The following is an 18,898-nucleotide window of genomic DNA, read 5'->3' on the forward strand; positions in this document are numbered from 1 at the left end:
CTCCGCCGTAACCGCCCCGCCTCATGACCTATTGCATCGGCCTCAACCTCGACGAGGGGCTCGTGTTGGCCTCCGACTCGCGCACCAACGCGGGCGTCGACCATGTTCGCCGTGCCGGCAAGATGCGGGTCTTCGCCGAAACCGGCGCCTATGTGGTCGTGACGTTGTCGGCCGGTAACCTGTCGCTGACTCAGAACGTGCTCAACTTGATCGAGCATCGCGACCGGCACGAACCGGCAACGCCGGGCATCCGCAACGCGCAGTCGATGTTCCAGGTCGCCCAGGCCATCGGCGATGCGATGCGCGAGATTCGCGCCCGCGACGAAGCCTATCTGCGAGACAGCGGGATCGACCCCAGCGGCACGTTCATCGTCGGCGGCCAGATCCGCGGCGAGCCGCCGCGGCTGTTCCTGGTGTACTCGGAAGGCAACTTCATCGAGAGCACGTCCGAGACCCCGTTCTTCCAGACCGGCGAAATCAAGTTCGGCAAGCCGATTCTCGACCGGGTCGTGACCCGGCAGACTGACCTGGTCACCGCGACCAAGTGCACGCTGGTGTCGTTCGACTCGACGATCCGCTCGAACCTGTCGGTCGGCACGCCGATCGACCTGGCGGTCTATCGCCGCGACAGCCTGCAGTTGGACGTCCAGCAGCGCTTCGAGGACGAGGACGCCTACCTGCGCTCGATCCGCGAGCGCTGGAACGACAGCCTGCGCGAGGCGGTCGCCGCATTGCCGGCGCCGCCGTGGGCGCCAGGCAACGCCCCACGCTGACGACGACCGCAACGCCCGACATGATCGGGCGTTGCGGCGGCAGCGCGGCTACGGCGCCGCAGGCGCGTCGGGGCGATGCTTCACGTAACGGTCAAGCCAGGCATTGGTCTCGTAGAGCATGTGCAGGATCGATTCGCGCGCTCGGTAGCCGTGCGATTCCTTGGGCAGCATCACCAGCCGGGCGTTGCCGCCCAGGCCCTTGATCGCCGCGAACATGCGCTCGCTCTGCATCGGGAACGTGCCCGAATTGTTGTCCTCTTCGCCGTGGATCAGCAGGATCGGATCCTTGATCTGCCCGGCGTAGTTGAACGGCGACATCCGCAGGTAGGTGTCCTGGGCCTGCCAGTAGTTGCGTTCTTCGGCCTGGAAACCGAACGGCGTGAGCGTGCGGTTGTAAGCGCCACTGCGCGCGATGCCGGCGGCGAACAGCCGCGAGTGCGCCAGCAGGTTGCCGGTCATGAACGCGCCGTAAGAATGCCCCCCGATCGCGATCCGACGACGATCCGCCACGCCGCGGCGCACGACCTCGTCCACCGCGGCCTCGGCGCTGGCGACCAGTTGCTCGATGTAGGTGTCGTTGGGTTCGGCATCGCCCTCGCCGATGATCGGCATCGAGACGTCGGCAAACACCGCATAGCCCATCGCCAGGAACGCCTGCGGTCCCCAGTAGCCGACCGCGTTGAACCGGTACGGCGAATCGGTTACCTGGCTCGCGGCGTCTGCGGATTTGAACTCGCCCGGATAGGCCCACATCAGCAGCGGCAGCGGGCCGTCGCGCTGTGCGTCGTAACCCGGCGGCAGGTACAGCGTGCCGCTCAGGTCGACACTGTCCTTGCGCTTGAAGCGGACCAGTTCCTTGTGCACGTCGCGCAGCTGCGGCGTGGGATGCGCGAACGCGGTCAGCGCGGTCGGTGCGGCATCGGCGTCGTCCAGGCGCCGCAGCAGGAAGTTCGCCGGTTCGGCCGGGGTCTCGCGGGTGGTCAGCAGCCGCGTGGCCTGTGCATCGAGCACCGCGACCGGCGCCTCATAGGCCGGCGCCTGCGAGTGGAACAGTCGTTCGGTGCGGCCGTCGGCCAGGTGCTGACGGTCCAGGAACGGCCGGTCGCCCTCTTCCGACGCGCCGTCACCGATGCGGTAGATGCTTTGGCCGTCAGCCGCGATCAGCAGCCGGCTGTTGCCGTTGTCGTCGGGCATCGTCACCGCCATGCCCGGATCGGCATAACGGTCCTCGTACGAGCCATCGCGCACCAGAACCGGCGCGGTGCCACCATCGGGATGCAGGCGCCACTCGCGGATCCGACGCGTCTTCCACCAGTACTCGGTCAAAAGCGCAAGCTCGCCATTGCCCCATTGCGTGCCGGCGTAGCGCATCGACAGCTGTGCAAGCTCGCTCGGCTTTGTGCGGAACGGCGCGGCCTGGGTATAGACGATGTCGCGCACCGCGACCTCGCGCGCCGGATCGCCGCCGTCCTGCGCCTCGGCCCACACCAGCGTTGCCGGCGCGTCGCTGCGCCAGGCGACCGAACGCACGCCGGTGGGCACCGCATCGTTGCCGACCGGCAGGCCCTCGACCAGCGGCAGGCGCGCGACCGTGTGCTGGACCGCACCGTCGAGCCCGATCACCTCGATCCGGCGCGGGAAACGGGTGTATGGCACCTGGTAAGAGAACGGCCGATCGATCTGCTGGCGCAGCAGATGACGCCCGTCGGGCGAGGCGGTGGCGCTGACGGTTAGGCCGGGGGCGCCGATCGGCGACACCGCGCCGTCGAGCGACACGCGCGCGAGCTGGCTGGTCATGTAGTGCGCGAACACCCGCGCGTCCTGCTCGCTGCGCAGCAGGTCCTGGTAGGTCCGCAATTGCTGCACCGTGCCGCCGGCGCCGGTCTCCTGGACATTGGGGCCGGCCGGCACGCCATCGTCCTGCGGCGCTGCGCCCTGCCCCTGCGGGCGCAGCCGCACCAGCAGCGACTGTCCATCGGGCATCCATTCGAAGCCGTTGCCGACGACGGCGTTGAGCGGTTGGGACAGCAGGCGCCGCGCCTGCCGCGTCGCCACGTCGACCAGCCACAGCTGCACTTCGCCCGCGTGTGTGTCGACCTGGCTGAAGGCGATGTGGCGCTGGTCGGGCGACCACAACAGCGAGGCCAGCGACAGCGGCTCGGGCAGGCCCGCGATGCGCTGCTCGGCGCCACCGTCGATCGGCTTGAGCCAGACATCGCTGACGTAGGAGGCACGGCTGGCCGAGTAGGTCTTGGGATTGATCCGGATGCCACCGAGCTTGAGCTCGGGCTGGGAGACCTCGGCGATCGACGGCAGCGCGGGCGTCTGCAGGAAAGCGGCCAGGTCGCGCTTGGGGCTCAGCAGCAAGCGCGGCGGACGCGGCGCATCGACGATCGCGCGCAACGCTTCGGGCGGCAGTTGGTAGCCGCCATCCTCGGAGGCGACCGCCGGCGCGGCCTGCGCGAATGCGGGGGCGACGCCGAGCGAGGCGACGAGCAAGGTGGCGGACACGGCGAGGAACAATCGGCGACGGGCGGTCGTTGCAGGCATCAGAAGGCGATCCGTAAAAAAGCACACGAGGCCGTCGAGCATACCTGCCACATCGCACCGTGTAGCGGTCAGGGGCCCGCGACCGACGGGACTTGTGCGACATCGCCGTGCAGGCCTGGGCCTGCACGACATCGCCGCAAGGGATCGCCGGTAACCGTGACGCGCACGGTCGGCGCCTGAACTTTGGGGGTGCCTTCGGAACGCGATCCGCGCCCTGCCCCGCCTCCAACGGCGTGCTGCGATAGAATGGCGGTCCGCCTCGCCGAGGGGCGCTGCGACCATCGCGTGGCTTCGTCCACGTCGCGTCCCGCGCAAGCGGACGCCCCGATGGCCAGGCTCGGCGCAGGTGCCCTGCGAACGGCGCCCGTCATCGCGAATGCATCGATCGCATTCCGTACGGAGCATGCAATGAACGCACAGTTGAAGTCCGGCGCCGCGCGCGCCTTCTCCCAGGATGGCGACTACAAGGTCGCCGACATCTCGCTGGCCGACTGGGGCCGCAAGGAACTGGATATCGCCGAGCACGAGATGCCGGGCCTGATGTCGATCCGCCGCAAGCACGCCGCCGCGCAGCCGCTGAAGGGCGTGCGCGTGACCGGCTCGCTGCACATGACCATCCAGACCGCGGTGCTGATCGAGACGCTCAAGGACATCGGCGCCGACGTACGCTGGGCCTCGTGCAACATCTTCTCGACCCAGGACCACGCCGCCGCGGCGATCGCCGCGACCGGCACGCCGGTGTTCGCCTGGAAGGGCGAGACGCTGGAGGAGTACTGGGACTGCACGCTCGACGCGCTGACCTTCACCCTGGCCGACGGCACGCTGACCGGGCCGGAGCTGGTGGTCGACGACGGCGGCGATGTGACCCTGCTGATCCACAAGGGCTACGAGCTGGAGAACGGCAGCACCTGGGTCGACGAGCCGGCCGCCTCGCATGAGGAGCAGGTGATCAAGACCCTGCTCAAGCGCGTGGCCAGCGAGCGCCCGGGCTACTGGACGCGCGTGGTCGCCGACTGGAAGGGCGTGTCCGAGGAGACCACCACCGGTGTGCACCGCCTCTACCAGCTGGCCCAGGCCGGCACGCTGCTGGTGCCGGCGATCAACGTCAACGACTCGGTCACCAAGTCCAAGTTCGACAACCTCTACGGCTGCCGCGAGTCGCTGGCCGACGGCCTCAAGCGCGCGATGGACGTGATGCTGGCCGGCAAGGTCGCGGTGGTCTGCGGCTACGGCGACGTCGGCAAGGGCTGCGCCGCCTCGCTGCGCGCCTACGGCGCCCGCGTCGTGGTGACCGAGATCGATCCGATCTGCGCGCTGCAGGCGGCGATGGAAGGCTTCGAAGTCAACACGATCGAGAGCACGCTCGGCCGCGGCGACGTCTACGTCACCACCACCGGCAACAAGGACATCATCACTGCCGAGCACCTGCAGGCGATGAAGGACCAGGCGATCGTCTGCAACATCGGCCACTTCGACAATGAGATCCAGGTCGATGCGCTCAAGGCGCTGGCGGGCGTGCAGCAGATCAACATCAAGCCGCAGGTCGACAAGTACGTCTTCCCCGACGGCCGCGCGATCTTCCTGCTCGCCGATGGCCGTCTGGTGAACCTGGGCTGCGCCACCGGCCACCCGAGCTTCGTGATGTCGAACTCGTTCGCCAACCAGACCCTGGCCCAGATCGACCTGTGGGCGAACAAGGACCGCTACGAGAAGAAGGTCTACCTGCTGCCCAAGCACCTCGACGAGGAAGTCGCACGCCTCCACCTGGAGAAGATCGGCGTCAAGCTGACCAAGCTCACCCAGGCCCAGGCCGACTACATCGGCGTGCCGGTCGAAGGTCCGTTCAAGCCGGATCACTACCGCTACTGAGTGATCCGCACCACGCAGCACGGCAGCGACACGACGAACGGGCGCCTGATGGCGCCCGTTCCCGTTGGTGGGCCAGCCCGCCCGGCCCGGCGGTTCGCCTACGGCAGCGCGGCGTTGAACTGGATCTGCTGCCCCGGCACGAGCCGATCGCTCTCGATGGCGACCGTCAGCGAGGCGATCGCATGCGGGCCGATACAAGCCGACGCGGAACGCTCGGCATTCGGGAGCAACCCTTTGAGCGACGTGCCCAGACGGTGGCCGTCGACCGCGGGCCAGGCGTCGTAATAGATCGGCGCGACCCCTTCGTTGCGCACCGACATCTGCACGCATTCGCCATCGCTCGACAGCGCCGTGATCCGGAACGCGTAGCCGGTGGCCATCGCGGCCTGCCGGATCCGAGCGCGGGTCTGATAGCCCGGCTGGTCGTTGCCGATCATGTAGCTGATGCGGTACTGCGAGACGAAGGATTCGAAACTGCGGCCCCAGGGACCATTGGGGTCGAGCACATGCGCCTGGTCGTAGTCGCTGTAGTAATTGAACTCGCCGCCCGCCGGGCTGTCTTGGTAGCGGTTGTTGCCGAAGAACAACCAGGAGGCGCGGTTATATTCGCTGTTGCTGCTCGAATGCGTCTCGTGCATGAAGGAATCATCGAACAGCCCAAAGCGCAGCTGCCGCAGCGATGGCACCGCGGAGAACGGTGAGTAGGTCGAGCTCGCCGCATCGATCGACAGCGACCAGGAGGTCTGCGCGAAGGTCGCGCCCAGATGCTCCAGGAACTGCTGCTGGAACGCCTTCGACGGAAACGTCCGGCCCAGGGTCAGCGGCCCGTCCCACAGGTGGTACTCGGCATAGGAACCGAATCCGACCTGCAGGAAGGCGAGCCGCGGATCGAGATCGTAGCGCTGCGCGAACTTGCTGTAGAAGTCGAGAATGAAGGCCTGCAACGTGGCCGAGCGCCAGTCGGGCACGAAGGTCTGCTCGCCTTCGACACTCCGGTAGTCGATCACGTGGTCGGCGGCGTTGGCGACGTGGCTCGGGATCGAGATCGTGGTGTGGCCCGGATAGGTGTCATGGAAGCGCACGATCATCTGGTGGCCGCGTGCCGCCGCCGATGCCAGCCGGGCGTCGACCTGTGCCCAGTTATAGGTACCTGTCCCTGTGACGACGTCGCTGTACTTGAAGTAGGCAAACTCCAGTTGCACGTCGTCGCCGAGCGTCGCCAGACCCGACGCATTGTCGTTCCACAGCACGATGCCAGTCATCGGCTGCACCCGATCGATCGTGGACTGCAGTGGCACCGGCACGTAGGCCGCGGCGCCGCGTCGATGCGCGGCCGCACCGGCGCGAGCGGCGGGCGCCGATTTGGCCAGCCGTGCGCCCGAGTCTGGCGCATGCGCAGCCCCGTGGACCTGCGCCGAAGCCGGCGCGCCCGCCGGCGCCTCCGGCAGCCCCGCATTGGCGGTCGCGATGACCGCCAACAGCATGGCCGATGCTGCAACGCGCAGCCGATCTCGATGGTGCTCCATGATCTACCCCTCCCGTCGCCGGCGTGGGATCGCCGCCGGTCCAGGGGCGACGCCCGGACCGGCCGCGTCAAGCACAGTCAGAACCGGTAGCTCAAGCCCAGCGTGAGCGAGCGGCCGTAGCGGTAGTAGCCCTGCGTCAGAAGCGGATTGCCGTTGATGCTGGACGTGTTCTCGTCGTCGAGCAGGTTGCTGCCCTCCAGCGAGATCGTGAAACGGTCGTTGACCGCGTAGGACGCGTGCGCGGTCAACCAGGTGATCGGATCGGCCTGCTCGTTGTAGCCCTCGCCGAGTACATTGATCGCGGTCACGAAGCCGTCGGTGTGGTCGGCCGTGGCGCCGATCGACCACGGCCCCTTTTCGTACATCAGGCCCAGCGAGTACACCGACGGCGCGATCCCTTCGAGCGGGCGCTCGAACTCACCGACCCAGCTGCGCGCCCAGTTGCGGGTGTACTGCGCACGGAAGCCGAAGCCGTTGTCCCAGAAGTGCTGGAGCCCGGCCTCGATGCCGCGCACCTTGGCATAGTCGCCATTGATCGGGCGCATGACGTTGAACAGCGTCGGCCCGGTGCTCACCGGGTCCCCATTAGCATCGACGATCGGCCCGACGCCGATGTCCTGACCCGGTTCCCAACTGGTGGTGATCTGGTTGCTGATGCGCTTGTAGAACACCGCGACGTTGAAGATCGAGCGCTCGGTGAAGTACCACTCCAGCGACAGGTCGCCCTGCTTGGCGCTGTAGGGCTGCAGATCGACGTTGCCGCCGTAGATCTGGGTGAACTCGCCCCAGGACACGCTGGCCGTGGTGTTGGTCGGCGCCAGCGTGTCGACCGGCGGCCGGGCCATGGTCTTGGCGGCGCCCACGCGCAGCTGCAGGTCTTCGGTGAAGCTCCAGATGAAGTTCGCCGACGGTAGGTAGAAGGTGTAGTCCCCCTTTTGCTCGATCACGCTGGGCGTGTCGTAGACCGCGGTGTAGTTGAACGCGCCGTTCTCGATGATCTGCAGGATCTTCGCGTCCCAGGCCTGCGAAGTCGTGTCGGTTCTGACCACGCGCATGCCGACATCGCCGCGCCAGCGTTCACCGGCGAAATCGGCCTGCACGTAGAACGCATTGGTCTTTTCCGAGACGCGGTAGCTCTCCAGCGGATTCCATTGCGGCGCTGCGTTGGCGAAATCGTAGGGCGTGCCATCGGCGCGGGGCCGGCCGTCGTACTGGGCCAGATGGCCGAGGTAGTTGGGGACGTCGAAAGCGATGAACGACCGCGGGAAGACCGCGTTGACCCGGCTCATGAAGCTCGGCGGCGCCAACGACTGCGAGATCACGCCAGTGCCCAGGTCGCCGACGTTGATGGCATTGTCGCCCGAGTAGTAATCGGCGCCGCCGTTGAGGGTGTTGTTGATCAGATCGCGCGACTTCTTGCGGTCGGTGACATTGACGCCGAAGCGCAGGCGATCGAACACCGAGCGGCCGACGAACAGTTCGCCGCCGAGGGCACCGCCGGTGATTTCATCGACGATGTTGTCGCCGCGCAGTTCCATGTAATGGGTGTTGAAATCGGACGCGCCAAAGGTGCCGGTCCCGAAGCCATCGGCCAGCGAGCGGCCATCGTCGAAGTCCACCCGAACATTGGGCATCGCGGCGCCGCTCAGGTCGATGCGGGCGGTGTTGGGCTGGTTCATGCGCAGGACCACATAGGAATCCTGGCCGCCCGAGTAGCGCTTTGAGGTCGACCGATACACGTCGGCAGTGAGGGTGAAATCGTCATTGACCTGCCACTGCGCGTTGGCCCCGTACAGATCGGTGTCGACCACGCGATGCTCGGTCATGTTGAGCAGTTCGGGGTTGAGCCGCAGCTCCGGATCCGGGTTGTCCATCGTGAAGCCGGTGACGATGCCGTTCTGGACGGTGATGTCGGACCAGCGACCGGGCGCGAACAGCGGGTAGTAGGACTGCTGGTAGCCGACCTGCGGCGAATCGAGCCGCGTGGTCAGGCCGTCCACCGTGAGCCGGAAGCGGTCGCTGGGCCGCCATTCCAGCTTGCCGGAGAACGCGCGCCGCTTCTTTTCCTCGATGATCGAGCCGGCACGGAACTGGCCGGGTGCGATCAGGCCGTACTCCTCGGGATCGAGTTCGCCGTTGCCGTTCGGGTCGATGTTGCCGCCCCAGGCGTTGCCGAACCAGGTCTCATCCGTCGGGTCGGGATTGCGGGTCCAGCCGCCGTCGTTGCCGGCGATGTCGGTACGGTCCCGGCGCTTGCCGTACACCACGCCGAGCAGCACGCCGACGGTGTCGTCGGCGAAGGTGTTGCTGTAGGTCGCCGAGAACTTGCGCCCGTTGAGCTCGGACATCTGGTTGCGATCGCCCTCGACGCGGACGATGCCGTGCTGTCCAGTGCGGTCGAAGGGACTGGCCGAGCGCAGGTTGATCAGGCCGCCGATCGCGCCCTCGGTCAACGACGACTGCGCGCCCTTGATCACGTCGGCGCCGCTGATCACATCCGACGGCAGCACGTCGAATGCGAAGTCGCGGCCTGCGCCGTCGGTCGCCAACAGACGGCCATTGAACGTCGTCAGGGTGTACTCGGGCCCCAGGCCGCGCACGCTGACCTTCTGGCCTTCGCCGCCCGCCGTGCGGCTGATCGAGACACCGGTGATATGGCTCAGCGAGTCGGCGACGTTGTCGTCCGGGAACTTGCCCAGTTCCAGTGCGCTGATCGAATCCTGCACGGTGGCCGCATCGCGCTTGAGCTCGACCGCCCGCGCAAGGCTGCCGCGGACACCGGTCACGATCACCGCATCGAGTGACTCGATCCGTTCGTCCACGGGCCCGGCCGGGTCTCCGGCGTCCTGGACCTGGGCCGACACGCCGGCCGGCACCACGAGCGCCAGCGCGATGCTGCAAAAAAGCGGATTGCGATGCGGACGAACGGTCTTCACAGAAGCATCCTCGAAGTGGGTGGCTGTGGGGGCGACCTACAAAACGAAATCCAGCCTAAATGATGTTTCGTTTGGCATCAACATCTTCGTGTAACGAAATTTTGAGAATACGGGCGCTGGACCGTCCGCCCGGCGCGCATGCCGGCCGTCAGCGCCGGTACCTAGGCTGAGATTCGCCGCTCGATCCACTCACCCGCCCGGCAGCGGGCGACCGACTCCCCACCGCCGGGCTCGACGGCCGAGGTCTGCGGCGAGAACTCGCTTCGATTAATATAAAACGAAAGAAAACGTTGCTAAGCGCTATGTTTCGCCGCAGACTCTTCCGCGCGCCGGATGCGCTTGTTGCCCCACCCGTCCGCGGCTCTGCGGACCGATTCGGACGGCAAGCAGCCTCCGCCCCCTTTCTGAAAACGAGGATCGCGATGCACGCCCTGCTCGAGTTGGTCGCCCGCCACACGCGTGGCGACGCCGCCGGCATCCCCTCCATCTGTTGCGCCCATCCGCTGGTGCTGGAGGCCGCGCTGCGCCATGCCCGGCGCCACGCCCTGCCGCTGGTGCTGGTCGAGGCGACCTGCAACCAGGTCAACCAGGACGGCGGCTACACCGGCATGACCCCGGCCGACTTCGTCGCTTTCGTCGGCGGCATCGCCGAGCGGGTCGGCGTCGACCCGGCGCGCATCGCGCTCGGCGGCGATCACCTGGGGCCCAATCCCTGGACCGCGCTCGAGGCCGAGGCGGGGATGGTCAAGGCCGAGACGATGGTCGCCGCCTACGTCGCCGCGGGCTTCCGCAAGCTCCACCTCGACTGCTCGATGGCCTGCGCCGACGATCCGGTGCCGCTGCCCGAGGCGACGATCGTCAAACGCGCGGTGCGGCTGTGCCGCGCGGCCGAGGCCGCGCATGCTCAGGCCGGCGGCGAGCCGCCGGTCTATGTGATCGGCACCGAAGTGCCGGTGCCCGGCGGCGCGACCGAGGCCATCGAGGGCCTGGCGGTGACCGCGCCCGAGGCCGCGCTGGCGACGATCGACGCCCACCGGGACGCGTTCGCGGCCGCCGGTCTGCAGGCGGCGTGGACGCGGGTGATCGCCTCGGTGGTGCAGCCGGGCGTGGAGTTCGACCACCACCAGGTCATCGACTACGTGCCGGCGGCCGCGCGCGCGCTCAGCGCCGCGATCGAACAGGTCAAGGGCCTGGTGTTCGAGGCGCATTCGACCGACTACCAGACCCCGGACGCGCTGGCCGCGCTGGTGCGCGACCATTTCGCGATCCTCAAGGTCGGTCCCGGCCTGACCTTTGCGCTGCGCGAGGCGCTGTGGGCGCTGGATGCGATCGAGCGCGAGTGGATCGCGCCGGACCGGCGTGCGCAGCTGCGCGAGACCGCACTGGCGCGGATGCGCGCCGAGCCCGGCCACTGGCAGCGCTACTACCACGCCCAGGGCGAGGCGCTGACGATCGATCTGCAGTACAGCTTGAGTGACCGCATCCGCTACTACTGGCCGGACCCGGCGATCGAGGCGGCCTGCCAGCAGTTGTTCGCCAACCTGCGCCAGAGCCCGCCGCCGATGCCGCTGGTCAGCCAGTACCTGCCGCAGGCGCTGCGTGCGCTGCGCGCCGACCGCGCCCCGCTCGATCCCGCCGCCCTCGTGATGGCCCACATCGCCATCGCTCTCGACGACTACCACCATGCCTGTGTCCCCGATGCCCAGCCCTGACATTCTCGGCCTGCCCGAATCCGACCTGGCCGCCAGCGGCGCGCTGTGGACTGCGCGCGAGATCGAGCAGCAGCCGCGCATGCTCCTGCGCACCCATGCGCTGGTCGCCGAGATGGCCGAGCCGCTCGCCGCCTTCATCGCGCCGGTGTCGGGCGACCCGACCGCGCGGGTGATCCTGACCGGTGCCGGCACCTCGGCCTACATCGGCGAATGCCTGGCGCCGTGGCTCGACCGCCAGCTCGCCGCGCGCGTCGATGCGGTGCCCACGACCGATCTGGTCAGCGCGCCGCAGCTGTACCTCGATCCGGGGCGTCCGCTGCTGCTGGTCTCGTTCGGGCGTTCGGGCAACAGCCCCGAGAGCGTCGCGGCGGTGGAATTGGCCGAGGCGCTGGTCGGCGAGGTGCGCCATCTGGTGGTGACCTGCAACGCCGATGGCGCGCTGGGCCGGGTCGCGGTGCGGCAGTCGATGACCCTGCTGCTGCCGCCCGAAACCCACGATGTGAGCTTCGCGATGACCTCGAGCTTCAGTTGCATGATGCTCGCGACGCTGGCCGCGCTGTGCGGGCCGCACACACTGGCGACGCGCGTGCCCGCGATCGCCGCCGCCACCGAGGGCGTACTGCAGCAGGCGCGCGGACTGACCCAGGAGCTGGCGCTGTGCGGGTTCGAGCGTGTGGTCTACCTGGGCAGCGCGCTGTTCAAAGGCCTGGCGCGCGAGGCCGCGCTCAAGCTGGGCGAACTGAGCAACGGCGCCATCGCAACCTGCTTCGAATCGCCGATGGGCTTCCGCCACGGCCCCAAGACCTTCGTCAATGCGCGCACGCTGGTGGTAGTGTTCGTGTCCAACGACCCGCTGACCCGGCGCTACGATCTCGACCTGCTCGACGAACTGCGCGGCGACGGCGTGGCCGCACGCGTGATCGAAGTCACCGCCGCCACGCCGCATGGGCCAGCGCGCGATGCGGTGTGCGTGGCCGGACTCGAACGTGCGCACGATCTCGACCTGCTATGGCCCTATGTCGCCGTGGCGCAGCTGTTCGCCTTCCACGCCTCGCGAGCGCTGGGCGTGCGGCCCGACAGCCCGAACGCACAGGGCACGGTGAACCGGGTCGTCCAGGGCGTGCGCCTGCATTCGCTGCCGTAAATACTCGGTCCCGCGGACGCGATGCCGCAACGTGACGCCGACATCGGCGCCGCGCGATCAGGGGCGCCAGTTGGCGTTGCGTTCCCAGAACGCGACGCTGCGCCGGTAGGCCTCCGGGTCCAGCGGCACGCCCGAACCGCCCGCCTCGACCCCGAGCGCATTGCGCATCATCGTGATCGGCGCCATCGGAATCTCCGCAGGCTCGGCCGTATACAGACAGCCGACCACGCCCCAATCCGCATCGATCGGCGCGCCCTCTTTCGCCAGTTGCTCGGCGCTGTAGAGGATCACCACCAGATACGCCGCACGCGGCGGGGTCACGCCTTCGAACCAGCGCACCAGCACCGGCAACTCGGCGGTATTGCGCGCCTCGTAGGCCGAGCGCAGCAGATGCCGGTTCGCCTCGGTGATCGGCACGGTCAGGCAACGCGTCGACGTCCAGTTGCGGTGCACATGCAGCTTGCAGAACGGCGCATAGCCGTCGAGCACCGCGACCGGCGCCTGCGCGTTGAGATGCGCCTCAAACGCCTCGGGCGTCGTGTCCTGGATCGTATTGCCGCGCGGGACGCGGGGAAACAGACGGGGGCGGGCGAAGGGCGTGAGAACGATGGACATCATCGGGCCGTCGGCATGGCGCGCCAGGGTAACCGCGCTTGCCGCGACGCACGAGGCGGACCCCAAACGGAATCCGCCCCGATGGCGCTCACAGCGCCTGCATGCGCCGGTCCAGCGCGGCCTCGTCCGGGCCTTCATCGGGCCCGTGCAGTTCCTCGTTCGCGGCGGGCGGCTGTCCGTCGCCGACCGCAGCCTGCGGCACCTCGAGATACGGCAGGCGCAACGCGCGGCTGGTCATCCCGCGGATACGGTTGGTCAGCGCCACGTCGGTGTTCAGCGACTGCCCATACGAGGGCACGATGGCGTGGATCCGATCGCGCCACGCGCCGTCCATGCGCTCGGGATAGGCACGTCGCAGCACGTCGAGCATGATCTTGGGCGAGGTAGATGCGCCAGGCGAGGCCCCCAGCAACGCCGCGATACTACCGTCGGCGTCGGTCACGATCTCGGTCCCGAACTGCAGGATCGCGCCCTTCTGCGGATCGCGCTTGATCACCTGCACGCGCTGCCCCGCTGTGACCAGGCGCCAATCGGCCGGCTTGGCGTCTGGGTAGTACTTCTGCAGTTCGGCGAACCGGTCGGCATCCGAGAGCATGGCCTGCTGGACCAGATAGCCCACCAGATCGCGGTTCTCGGCGCCGACGCGCAGCATGCCGGTGACGTTGTGATTGTTGACCGACGAGAACAGGTCGAACCACGAACCGTGCTTGAGGAACCGCGTGCTCTGCAATGCGAACGGGCCGAACAACAGCACCGGCTTGCCGTCGAGCCTGCGCGCATCCAGGTGCGGCACCGACATCGGCGGCGAACCGGCCTCGGCCTTGCCGTAGGCCTTCACGTCGTGGCGCCCGGTGACCGCTGGATTGTCGGTCGCCAGGAACTGGCCACCGACCGGGAAGCCGCCATAGTTGGCGGCTTCGGGAATGCCCGAGTGCTGCAGCAGCGTCAGCGCCGCGCCGCCGGCGCCGACGAAGACGAAGCGGGCGCGGACCGAGCGCGTGCGGTCGGCCGACAGGTCGTGCACGGCGACCGTCCAGTTGCCATCGTCCTCGCGCTGCAGCTTGCGCACCTCGTGGCGCAGATGCAGCCCGAACCTTGGACTGCGCGACAGCGCCTGCGTCAGCTGCCGGGTGATCACCCCGAAGTTGACGTCCGTGCCCAACGGCATCCAGGTCGCGGCCACCCGCTGCGCTGGATCCCGGCCTTCCATCATCAGCGGCGCCCAGCGCGCGATCTGCGCCGGATCTTGCGAAAATTCCATGCCGTGGAACAGCGGCTCCTTGGAGAGCGCCGCGTGGCGGCGGCGCAGATAGTCGATGTTGTCGTCGCCCCAGACGAAGCTCATGTGCGGGGTCGGATTGATGAAATCGGTGGGCGTTCCCAGCCGTCCGGCCTCGACCTGGTGGGACCAGAACTGGCGCGAGATCTCGAACTGTTCGGCGATGTCGACCGCGCGCGCGGTCTCGATCGAGCCGTCCTCGCGCTCGGGCGTGTAGTTGAGCTCGGCGAACCCCGAATGCCCGGTGCCGGCATTGTTCCAGCCGTCCGAGCTCTCCAGCGCGACCCCGTCCAGACGTTCGTAGATCTCGATCCGCCAGTCGGGTTCGAGCTCCTGCAGGTAAGTGGCCAGGGTGACGCTCATGATCCCGGCACCGATCAGCACCACATCCACCGGCTCGGCATTCTCCGGTTCCGGCGGTGCGCGTTCGAACAGCGGCCAGTACAGGAACACGCCGACGGCGATCGCGAGCACGATGACAATGCCGACGACCCTCTTGAAGAACTTTTTCATTTCAGACTCCTCGAACGATCAGGCGTCGGACGCACCCGGACCCGGGCCGCCGCATGACGTCCTGGCCAGAGCGTAGTGAACTCCGCGTCAAGCCGATGGGAACGCCCACGTCGGCCCCGCCCGATATCTTATATCCATCGCGATAAAGAGATATGCTTTTGCCTCACTTCCGCTCCAGGTCGAGCATGATCCCGATCAGCTTCGAGTTCTACCCGCCCAAGACCGACGAGCAACGCCAGCAGTTGCATCGGACGGCCGGGAAGCTCGCCGCATATGCGCCCGAGTACGTGTCCTGCACCTTCGGCGCCGGTGGCTCGACCCTGAGCCATACGCCCGAGACGGTGCGTCGGCTCAAGCAAGACCACGGGCTCGAGGCGGCCCCGCATCTGTCGTGCGTCGGCGGCAGCCGCGAGGAGATCCGCGAGCTGCTCAAGCTTTACCGCGCGATCGGCTGCACCCGCATCGTCGCACTGCGCGGCGACCTGCCCTCAGGCATGGGCCAGCCCGGCGATCTGCGTCATGCCTCGGACCTGGTCGCGTTCATCCGCAGCGAGTTCGGCGACCGCTTCCGCATCGAGGTCGGCTGCTACCCGGAAGTGCATCCGCAGGCCGAGGACGCCCGCCGCGACCTGGCGCACTTCAAGGCCAAGATCGAGGCGGGCGCCGATGCGGCGATCACCCAGTACTTCTACAACGCCGACGCCTACTTCCACTTCGTCGACAGCGCCCGCCGCGCCGGCGTCGAGGTCCCGATCGTGCCGGGCATCATGCCGATCTCCAACTTCAGCCAGCTACGTCGGTTCTCGGAGGCCTGCGGCGCGGAGATTCCGCGCTGGATGCAGCGCAGCATGGCGGCCCACGGCGACGACGTGGCGGCGGTCCGGGCACTGGGCGCCGACATTGTCACCCGCCTGTGCGAGCGGCTGATCGCCGGCGGCGCGCCGGCGCTGCATTTCTATACGCTCAACCTCGCCAAGCCGACCCAGACCATCCTCTCCCGGCTGGCCTGAGGCCACTGTCGCGGTCACCGGCCTGGCGCTAGGCTGCGCCGATGCCTCGCCGCGCCATCACGCTGCTGTTTCCGCTGCTCGCCCTCGTCGCCGCGACGCCGGGCAAGATCGCGCATGCCCAGATCCGGCGCTGCGTTGCGCCCGATGGCGGCACCGTCTACACCGACCGGAGCTGCAGCGCGGTCGGTGCGACGACCGGGGCCAAGCGAGGGGCCAGCACGGCTGCTGTCAACGCCTACCGCAGCGGATGCCAGCGCCACCTGCGAGGCTTGATCCAGGAACTGAGCTACGCGATCGACAGCCGTGACACCAACCGCCTGGCATCGCTCTACTACTGGCGCGGAATGAACAGCATTGGCGGCGACCGGATTCTCGACCGCCTGGACGCGATCGCGCAGCGGCCACTGGTGGATATCGTCGCCCAGCGCCCGGCTGCCGGGGCGACAAGCACGCCTGGCGGGTTCGCCGGGTGGACGAGCGCACGCGACCTGCCGGCGGTCGCCCGTGTACAACCGCCGTCGTCGCTGCGCGTCACCCAGACCGGCCCTGGCGGGACGGGCACCTCGCAGATCGTGTTCTCGCTCCACCGTGACTTTGACTGTTGGTGGATCCGGCTCTAGCGCCGTACGCCCCTGCGCGCATGGGCGTCGGAGGCCGCCGGCTACGGCGAAGCAGGCACCCCGCACACTGCGCGGCTTGCGCAGGTCAGTCGGGCCGGAACGACAGGGTCGCCACGACTCCGCGTACCGCGCCGGGGACCACCCGCACCTGCCAGCCGTAGAGATCGCACAGCCGGCGCACGATCGACAGACCGATCCCACCGCCCTGCGAATGCTCGGCGTGCGTGCCGCGATAGCCCCGCTCGAACAACCGGGCCGCATCCTCCGCGCTCAGGCCCGGGCCGCTATCGGCGACTTCCACGGTGTGCGCATGCACGCGCACCACCACCTCGCCTTTCTGGGTGTACTTGATCGCATTGCCGACCAGGTTACCCAGCGCCACGGTGACCGCAGCCTCGGGCGCATCGACGACGAGCGGCTGCTCGGCCTCCAGCCGCAGGACCAGCGGCTTGCCGACCAGTTGCGGGCGGTGCGCGTCGAACAACTGCTCGACAACGCGGCCGATGTCGGTCGCGCCATGCCCGCGCTCCTCGCGCGAAAGCAGCAGCAGCGCGCTGATCAGGTCGGTGCACTGTTGCTCGGCGCGCTGGATGCGCAGCAACCGGGTCCGGGTCTTCTCGTCCAGGTCCGGCCGTGACAGCAGCAATTCCACCGCGCCCTTGATGACCGCCAGCGGCGTGCGCAGTTCGTGGCTGACGTCGGCATTGAACTCACGGTCGCGCTGCACCACTTCGGTCAGCCGGAAGGCGTAGTCGTCCAGCGCACTGGCCAGCTGCCCGACCTCGTCGTCGGGAAAATGCGGCGCCAGCGCTTGCGGCCGCGAACTGTCGCCCGACCGGCTGAGCCGCTTGGCCAGCTCCGACACCGGGCTCATGACCCGCGCCGCCGACCACCAGCCGATCAGCGCCGACAGCAATGACACGATGACCACCGAACCGAAAATGGCGCGCTGGAACTGGGTCGCGCCGCGCACGGTCTCGGTCATGTCGTAGGCCAGGAAGAACCATTCCTCCGGCGTCTTGCGCACCGCCAGCTTGTACATGAACGGCGTGCCGTCCTCGTCGACGCCGCTGAGGTTGTGGATGCCGTCGCCCAACTCGTACCAGTCGGGCTGCTCGTAGCGCAGTTCCTCGAAGCGGTCGCGCTTGACTACGCGCGCGCGGATCTGCTCGACCGGCGCTGCGGGATTGCGCGAGGGGTCGACGTAGTAGCGCCGGGCGTACTCATCGATGTTGCGATTCATCAGGTCCTCGACCAGCGTGTTCTCCACGCGGTCGCGGGCTTCCTGGGTCAGAAACGCGAACAGGGTCGTGAGCCCGAGGCCCAGCAGCACGAACGACAGGATGATGCGGCTGCGCAGGCGCCGCCGGTAGCGACGCTCGCGGACCCGGGCCGGACGGCCCGTCGCGGCCTCAGTTGGCGGCATCGGGCACGGCGATCCGGTAGCCGATCCCGTGCCGTGTCTGGATGTAGGGCGGATCGAACGGCTTGTCGACGACCGCGCGCAGGCCATGGATATGCACGCGCAGCGAGTCGGAGTCCGGCAGTTCCTCACCCCAGACGCGGGTCTCGAGTTCCTGGCGCGTGACCACCGCCGGCGAGGCCTCCATCAGCGACTGCAGGATCTTGAGCGCAGTGGGGTTGAGCTGCAGCAGCTTGCCCTGACGTCGCACCTCGAGGGTGTCGAGGTTGTACTCGAGCTCGCCGACTTCCAGCACACGCGTGTGCGCGCCCTTGCCGCGACGCGACAGCGCGTTGAGACGGACCTCGACTTCCTGCAGCGCGAACGGCTTGACCAGATAGTCGTCGGCCCCCGAGTCGAAGCCGGCCAGCTTGTTGTCGAGGCTATCGCGCGCGGTGAGCATCAGCACCGGCGTCTGCTTGCGTGCGTCGTTGCGCAGCTTGCGGCAGACCTCCAGGCCATCCATGCCAGGCAGGTTGAGATCGAGCACGATCGCATCGAAATCGTGGACCACCGCCAGGTGCAGGCCGGTGACGCCGTCGGCGGCAAAGTCGACGGTGTGGCCGCGGTCCTCGAGGTAATCCCCGAGATTGGCGGCGATGTCCTGGTTGTCTTCGATGACGAGGATGTGCATGTCGATTCGGATTCTCGGTTCGTAAGTAACGCGTCGCCCCAGCGCCGCGCCAGGATGATGGCACAGCCCCACATGCTCTCATGCTGGTTGTCAGGACCACGCATACAAAAAGACCCGGACGTTGGCCGCCCGGGTCAAAGGAGTGTTGCCCCGATTGCCGTTATCCGCTGCGCCCCGGCCGAAGCCGGGGGAGAGAGCGCGAGCGCATTCCGGATGCTCAGATTAGGGGGGCGCTCCGTCGAAATACGGAAAAAA

13 protein-coding genes and 1 riboswitch are annotated in these 18,898 nt (G+C 68.0%); of the genes, 6 read left to right on the top strand and 7 right to left on the bottom strand.

Annotation, left to right across the window (positions count from 1 at the left end):
* The first annotated feature begins 23 nt into the window (after positions 1-23).
* On the top strand, positions 24-773 hold the full coding sequence (locus MNO14_RS12315) for a peptidase (RefSeq protein ID WP_241944016.1): 750 nt from the start codon (positions 24-26) through the stop codon (positions 771-773).
* Positions 774-821: 48 nt separating this feature from the next.
* On the opposite strand, the gene MNO14_RS12320 is transcribed toward MNO14_RS12315, so the two are convergent.
* On the bottom strand, positions 822-3,323 hold the full coding sequence (locus tag MNO14_RS12320; protein WP_241944017.1) for a prolyl oligopeptidase family serine peptidase: 2,502 nt from the start codon (positions 3,321-3,323) through the stop codon (positions 822-824).
* Between the two features lie 258 nt (positions 3,324-3,581).
* Positions 3,582-3,696, top strand: a riboswitch (S-adenosyl-L-homocysteine riboswitch).
* Between the two features lie 35 nt (positions 3,697-3,731).
* On the opposite strand from MNO14_RS12320, the gene ahcY reads away from it, so the two are divergent.
* On the top strand, positions 3,732-5,192 hold the full coding sequence (gene ahcY, locus MNO14_RS12325) for an adenosylhomocysteinase (RefSeq protein ID WP_241944018.1): 1,461 nt from the start codon (positions 3,732-3,734) through the stop codon (positions 5,190-5,192).
* Between the two features lie 98 nt (positions 5,193-5,290).
* Here the strand turns inward: ahcY and MNO14_RS12330 are convergent, their stop codons facing one another.
* Together MNO14_RS12330 and MNO14_RS12335 are read right to left on the bottom strand one after the other, a co-directional pair.
* Positions 5,291-6,718: a DUF4832 domain-containing protein gene (locus tag MNO14_RS12330; RefSeq protein ID WP_241944019.1), complete on the bottom strand. Its 1,428-nt coding sequence runs from the start codon at positions 6,716-6,718 to the stop codon at positions 5,291-5,293.
* A gap of 77 nt (positions 6,719-6,795) precedes the next feature.
* Positions 6,796-9,654 (bottom strand): TonB-dependent receptor, encoded by a 2,859-nt coding sequence (locus MNO14_RS12335; RefSeq protein WP_241944020.1) that lies wholly within the window; start codon positions 9,652-9,654, stop codon positions 6,796-6,798.
* A 422-nt stretch (positions 9,655-10,076) separates the two neighbouring features.
* Between MNO14_RS12335 and MNO14_RS12340 the strand changes: the two genes are divergently transcribed.
* Both MNO14_RS12340 and MNO14_RS12345 read left to right on the top strand, forming a co-directional pair.
* A complete protein-coding gene (locus tag MNO14_RS12340; RefSeq protein WP_241944021.1) occupies positions 10,077-11,366 on the top strand; it encodes a D-tagatose-bisphosphate aldolase, class II, non-catalytic subunit in 1,290 nt (429 codons plus the stop codon).
* Positions 11,353-12,510, top strand: a complete 1,158-nt coding sequence (locus MNO14_RS12345) for an SIS domain-containing protein (protein ID WP_241944022.1) — start codon at positions 11,353-11,355, stop codon at positions 12,508-12,510. The genes MNO14_RS12340 and MNO14_RS12345 overlap by 14 nt, the downstream gene beginning before the upstream one ends.
* Positions 12,511-12,567: 57 nt before the next feature.
* On the opposite strand, the gene MNO14_RS12350 is transcribed toward MNO14_RS12345, so the two are convergent.
* Positions 12,568-13,125 carry a DUF3228 family protein gene (locus MNO14_RS12350; RefSeq protein WP_241944023.1) on the bottom strand — a complete coding sequence of 186 codons (558 nt, stop codon included), beginning with the start codon at positions 13,123-13,125 and terminating at the stop codon, positions 12,568-12,570.
* Positions 13,126-13,213: 88 nt separating this feature from the next.
* On the bottom strand, positions 13,214-14,917 hold the full coding sequence (mqo, locus tag MNO14_RS12355; RefSeq protein ID WP_343226394.1) for a malate dehydrogenase (quinone): 1,704 nt from the start codon (positions 14,915-14,917) through the stop codon (positions 13,214-13,216).
* A gap of 185 nt (positions 14,918-15,102) precedes the next feature.
* Between mqo and metF the strand changes: the two genes are divergently transcribed.
* Both metF and MNO14_RS12365 read left to right on the top strand, forming a co-directional pair.
* Positions 15,103-15,927 carry a methylenetetrahydrofolate reductase [NAD(P)H] gene (gene metF, locus MNO14_RS12360; protein ID WP_241944024.1) on the top strand — a complete coding sequence of 275 codons (825 nt, stop codon included), beginning with the start codon at positions 15,103-15,105 and terminating at the stop codon, positions 15,925-15,927.
* A gap of 41 nt (positions 15,928-15,968) precedes the next feature.
* Entirely contained in the window at positions 15,969-16,547 is a 579-nt protein-coding gene (locus MNO14_RS12365; protein WP_241944025.1) for a hypothetical protein, read from the top strand.
* An 85-nt stretch (positions 16,548-16,632) separates the two neighbouring features.
* On the opposite strand, the gene MNO14_RS12370 is transcribed toward MNO14_RS12365, so the two are convergent.
* Positions 16,633-17,973: a HAMP domain-containing sensor histidine kinase gene (locus MNO14_RS12370; protein WP_241944026.1), complete on the bottom strand. Its 1,341-nt coding sequence runs from the start codon at positions 17,971-17,973 to the stop codon at positions 16,633-16,635.
* Positions 17,960-18,643 carry a response regulator transcription factor gene (locus tag MNO14_RS12375; protein ID WP_183426700.1) on the bottom strand — a complete coding sequence of 228 codons (684 nt, stop codon included), beginning with the start codon at positions 18,641-18,643 and terminating at the stop codon, positions 17,960-17,962. Before MNO14_RS12375 ends, MNO14_RS12370 begins: the two co-directional genes overlap by 14 nt.
* Between the last annotated feature and the right edge of the window lie 255 nt (positions 18,644-18,898).

Source organism: Luteimonas sp. S4-F44, assembly GCF_022637415.1.
GTDB lineage: Bacteria > Pseudomonadota > Gammaproteobacteria > Xanthomonadales > Xanthomonadaceae > Luteimonas.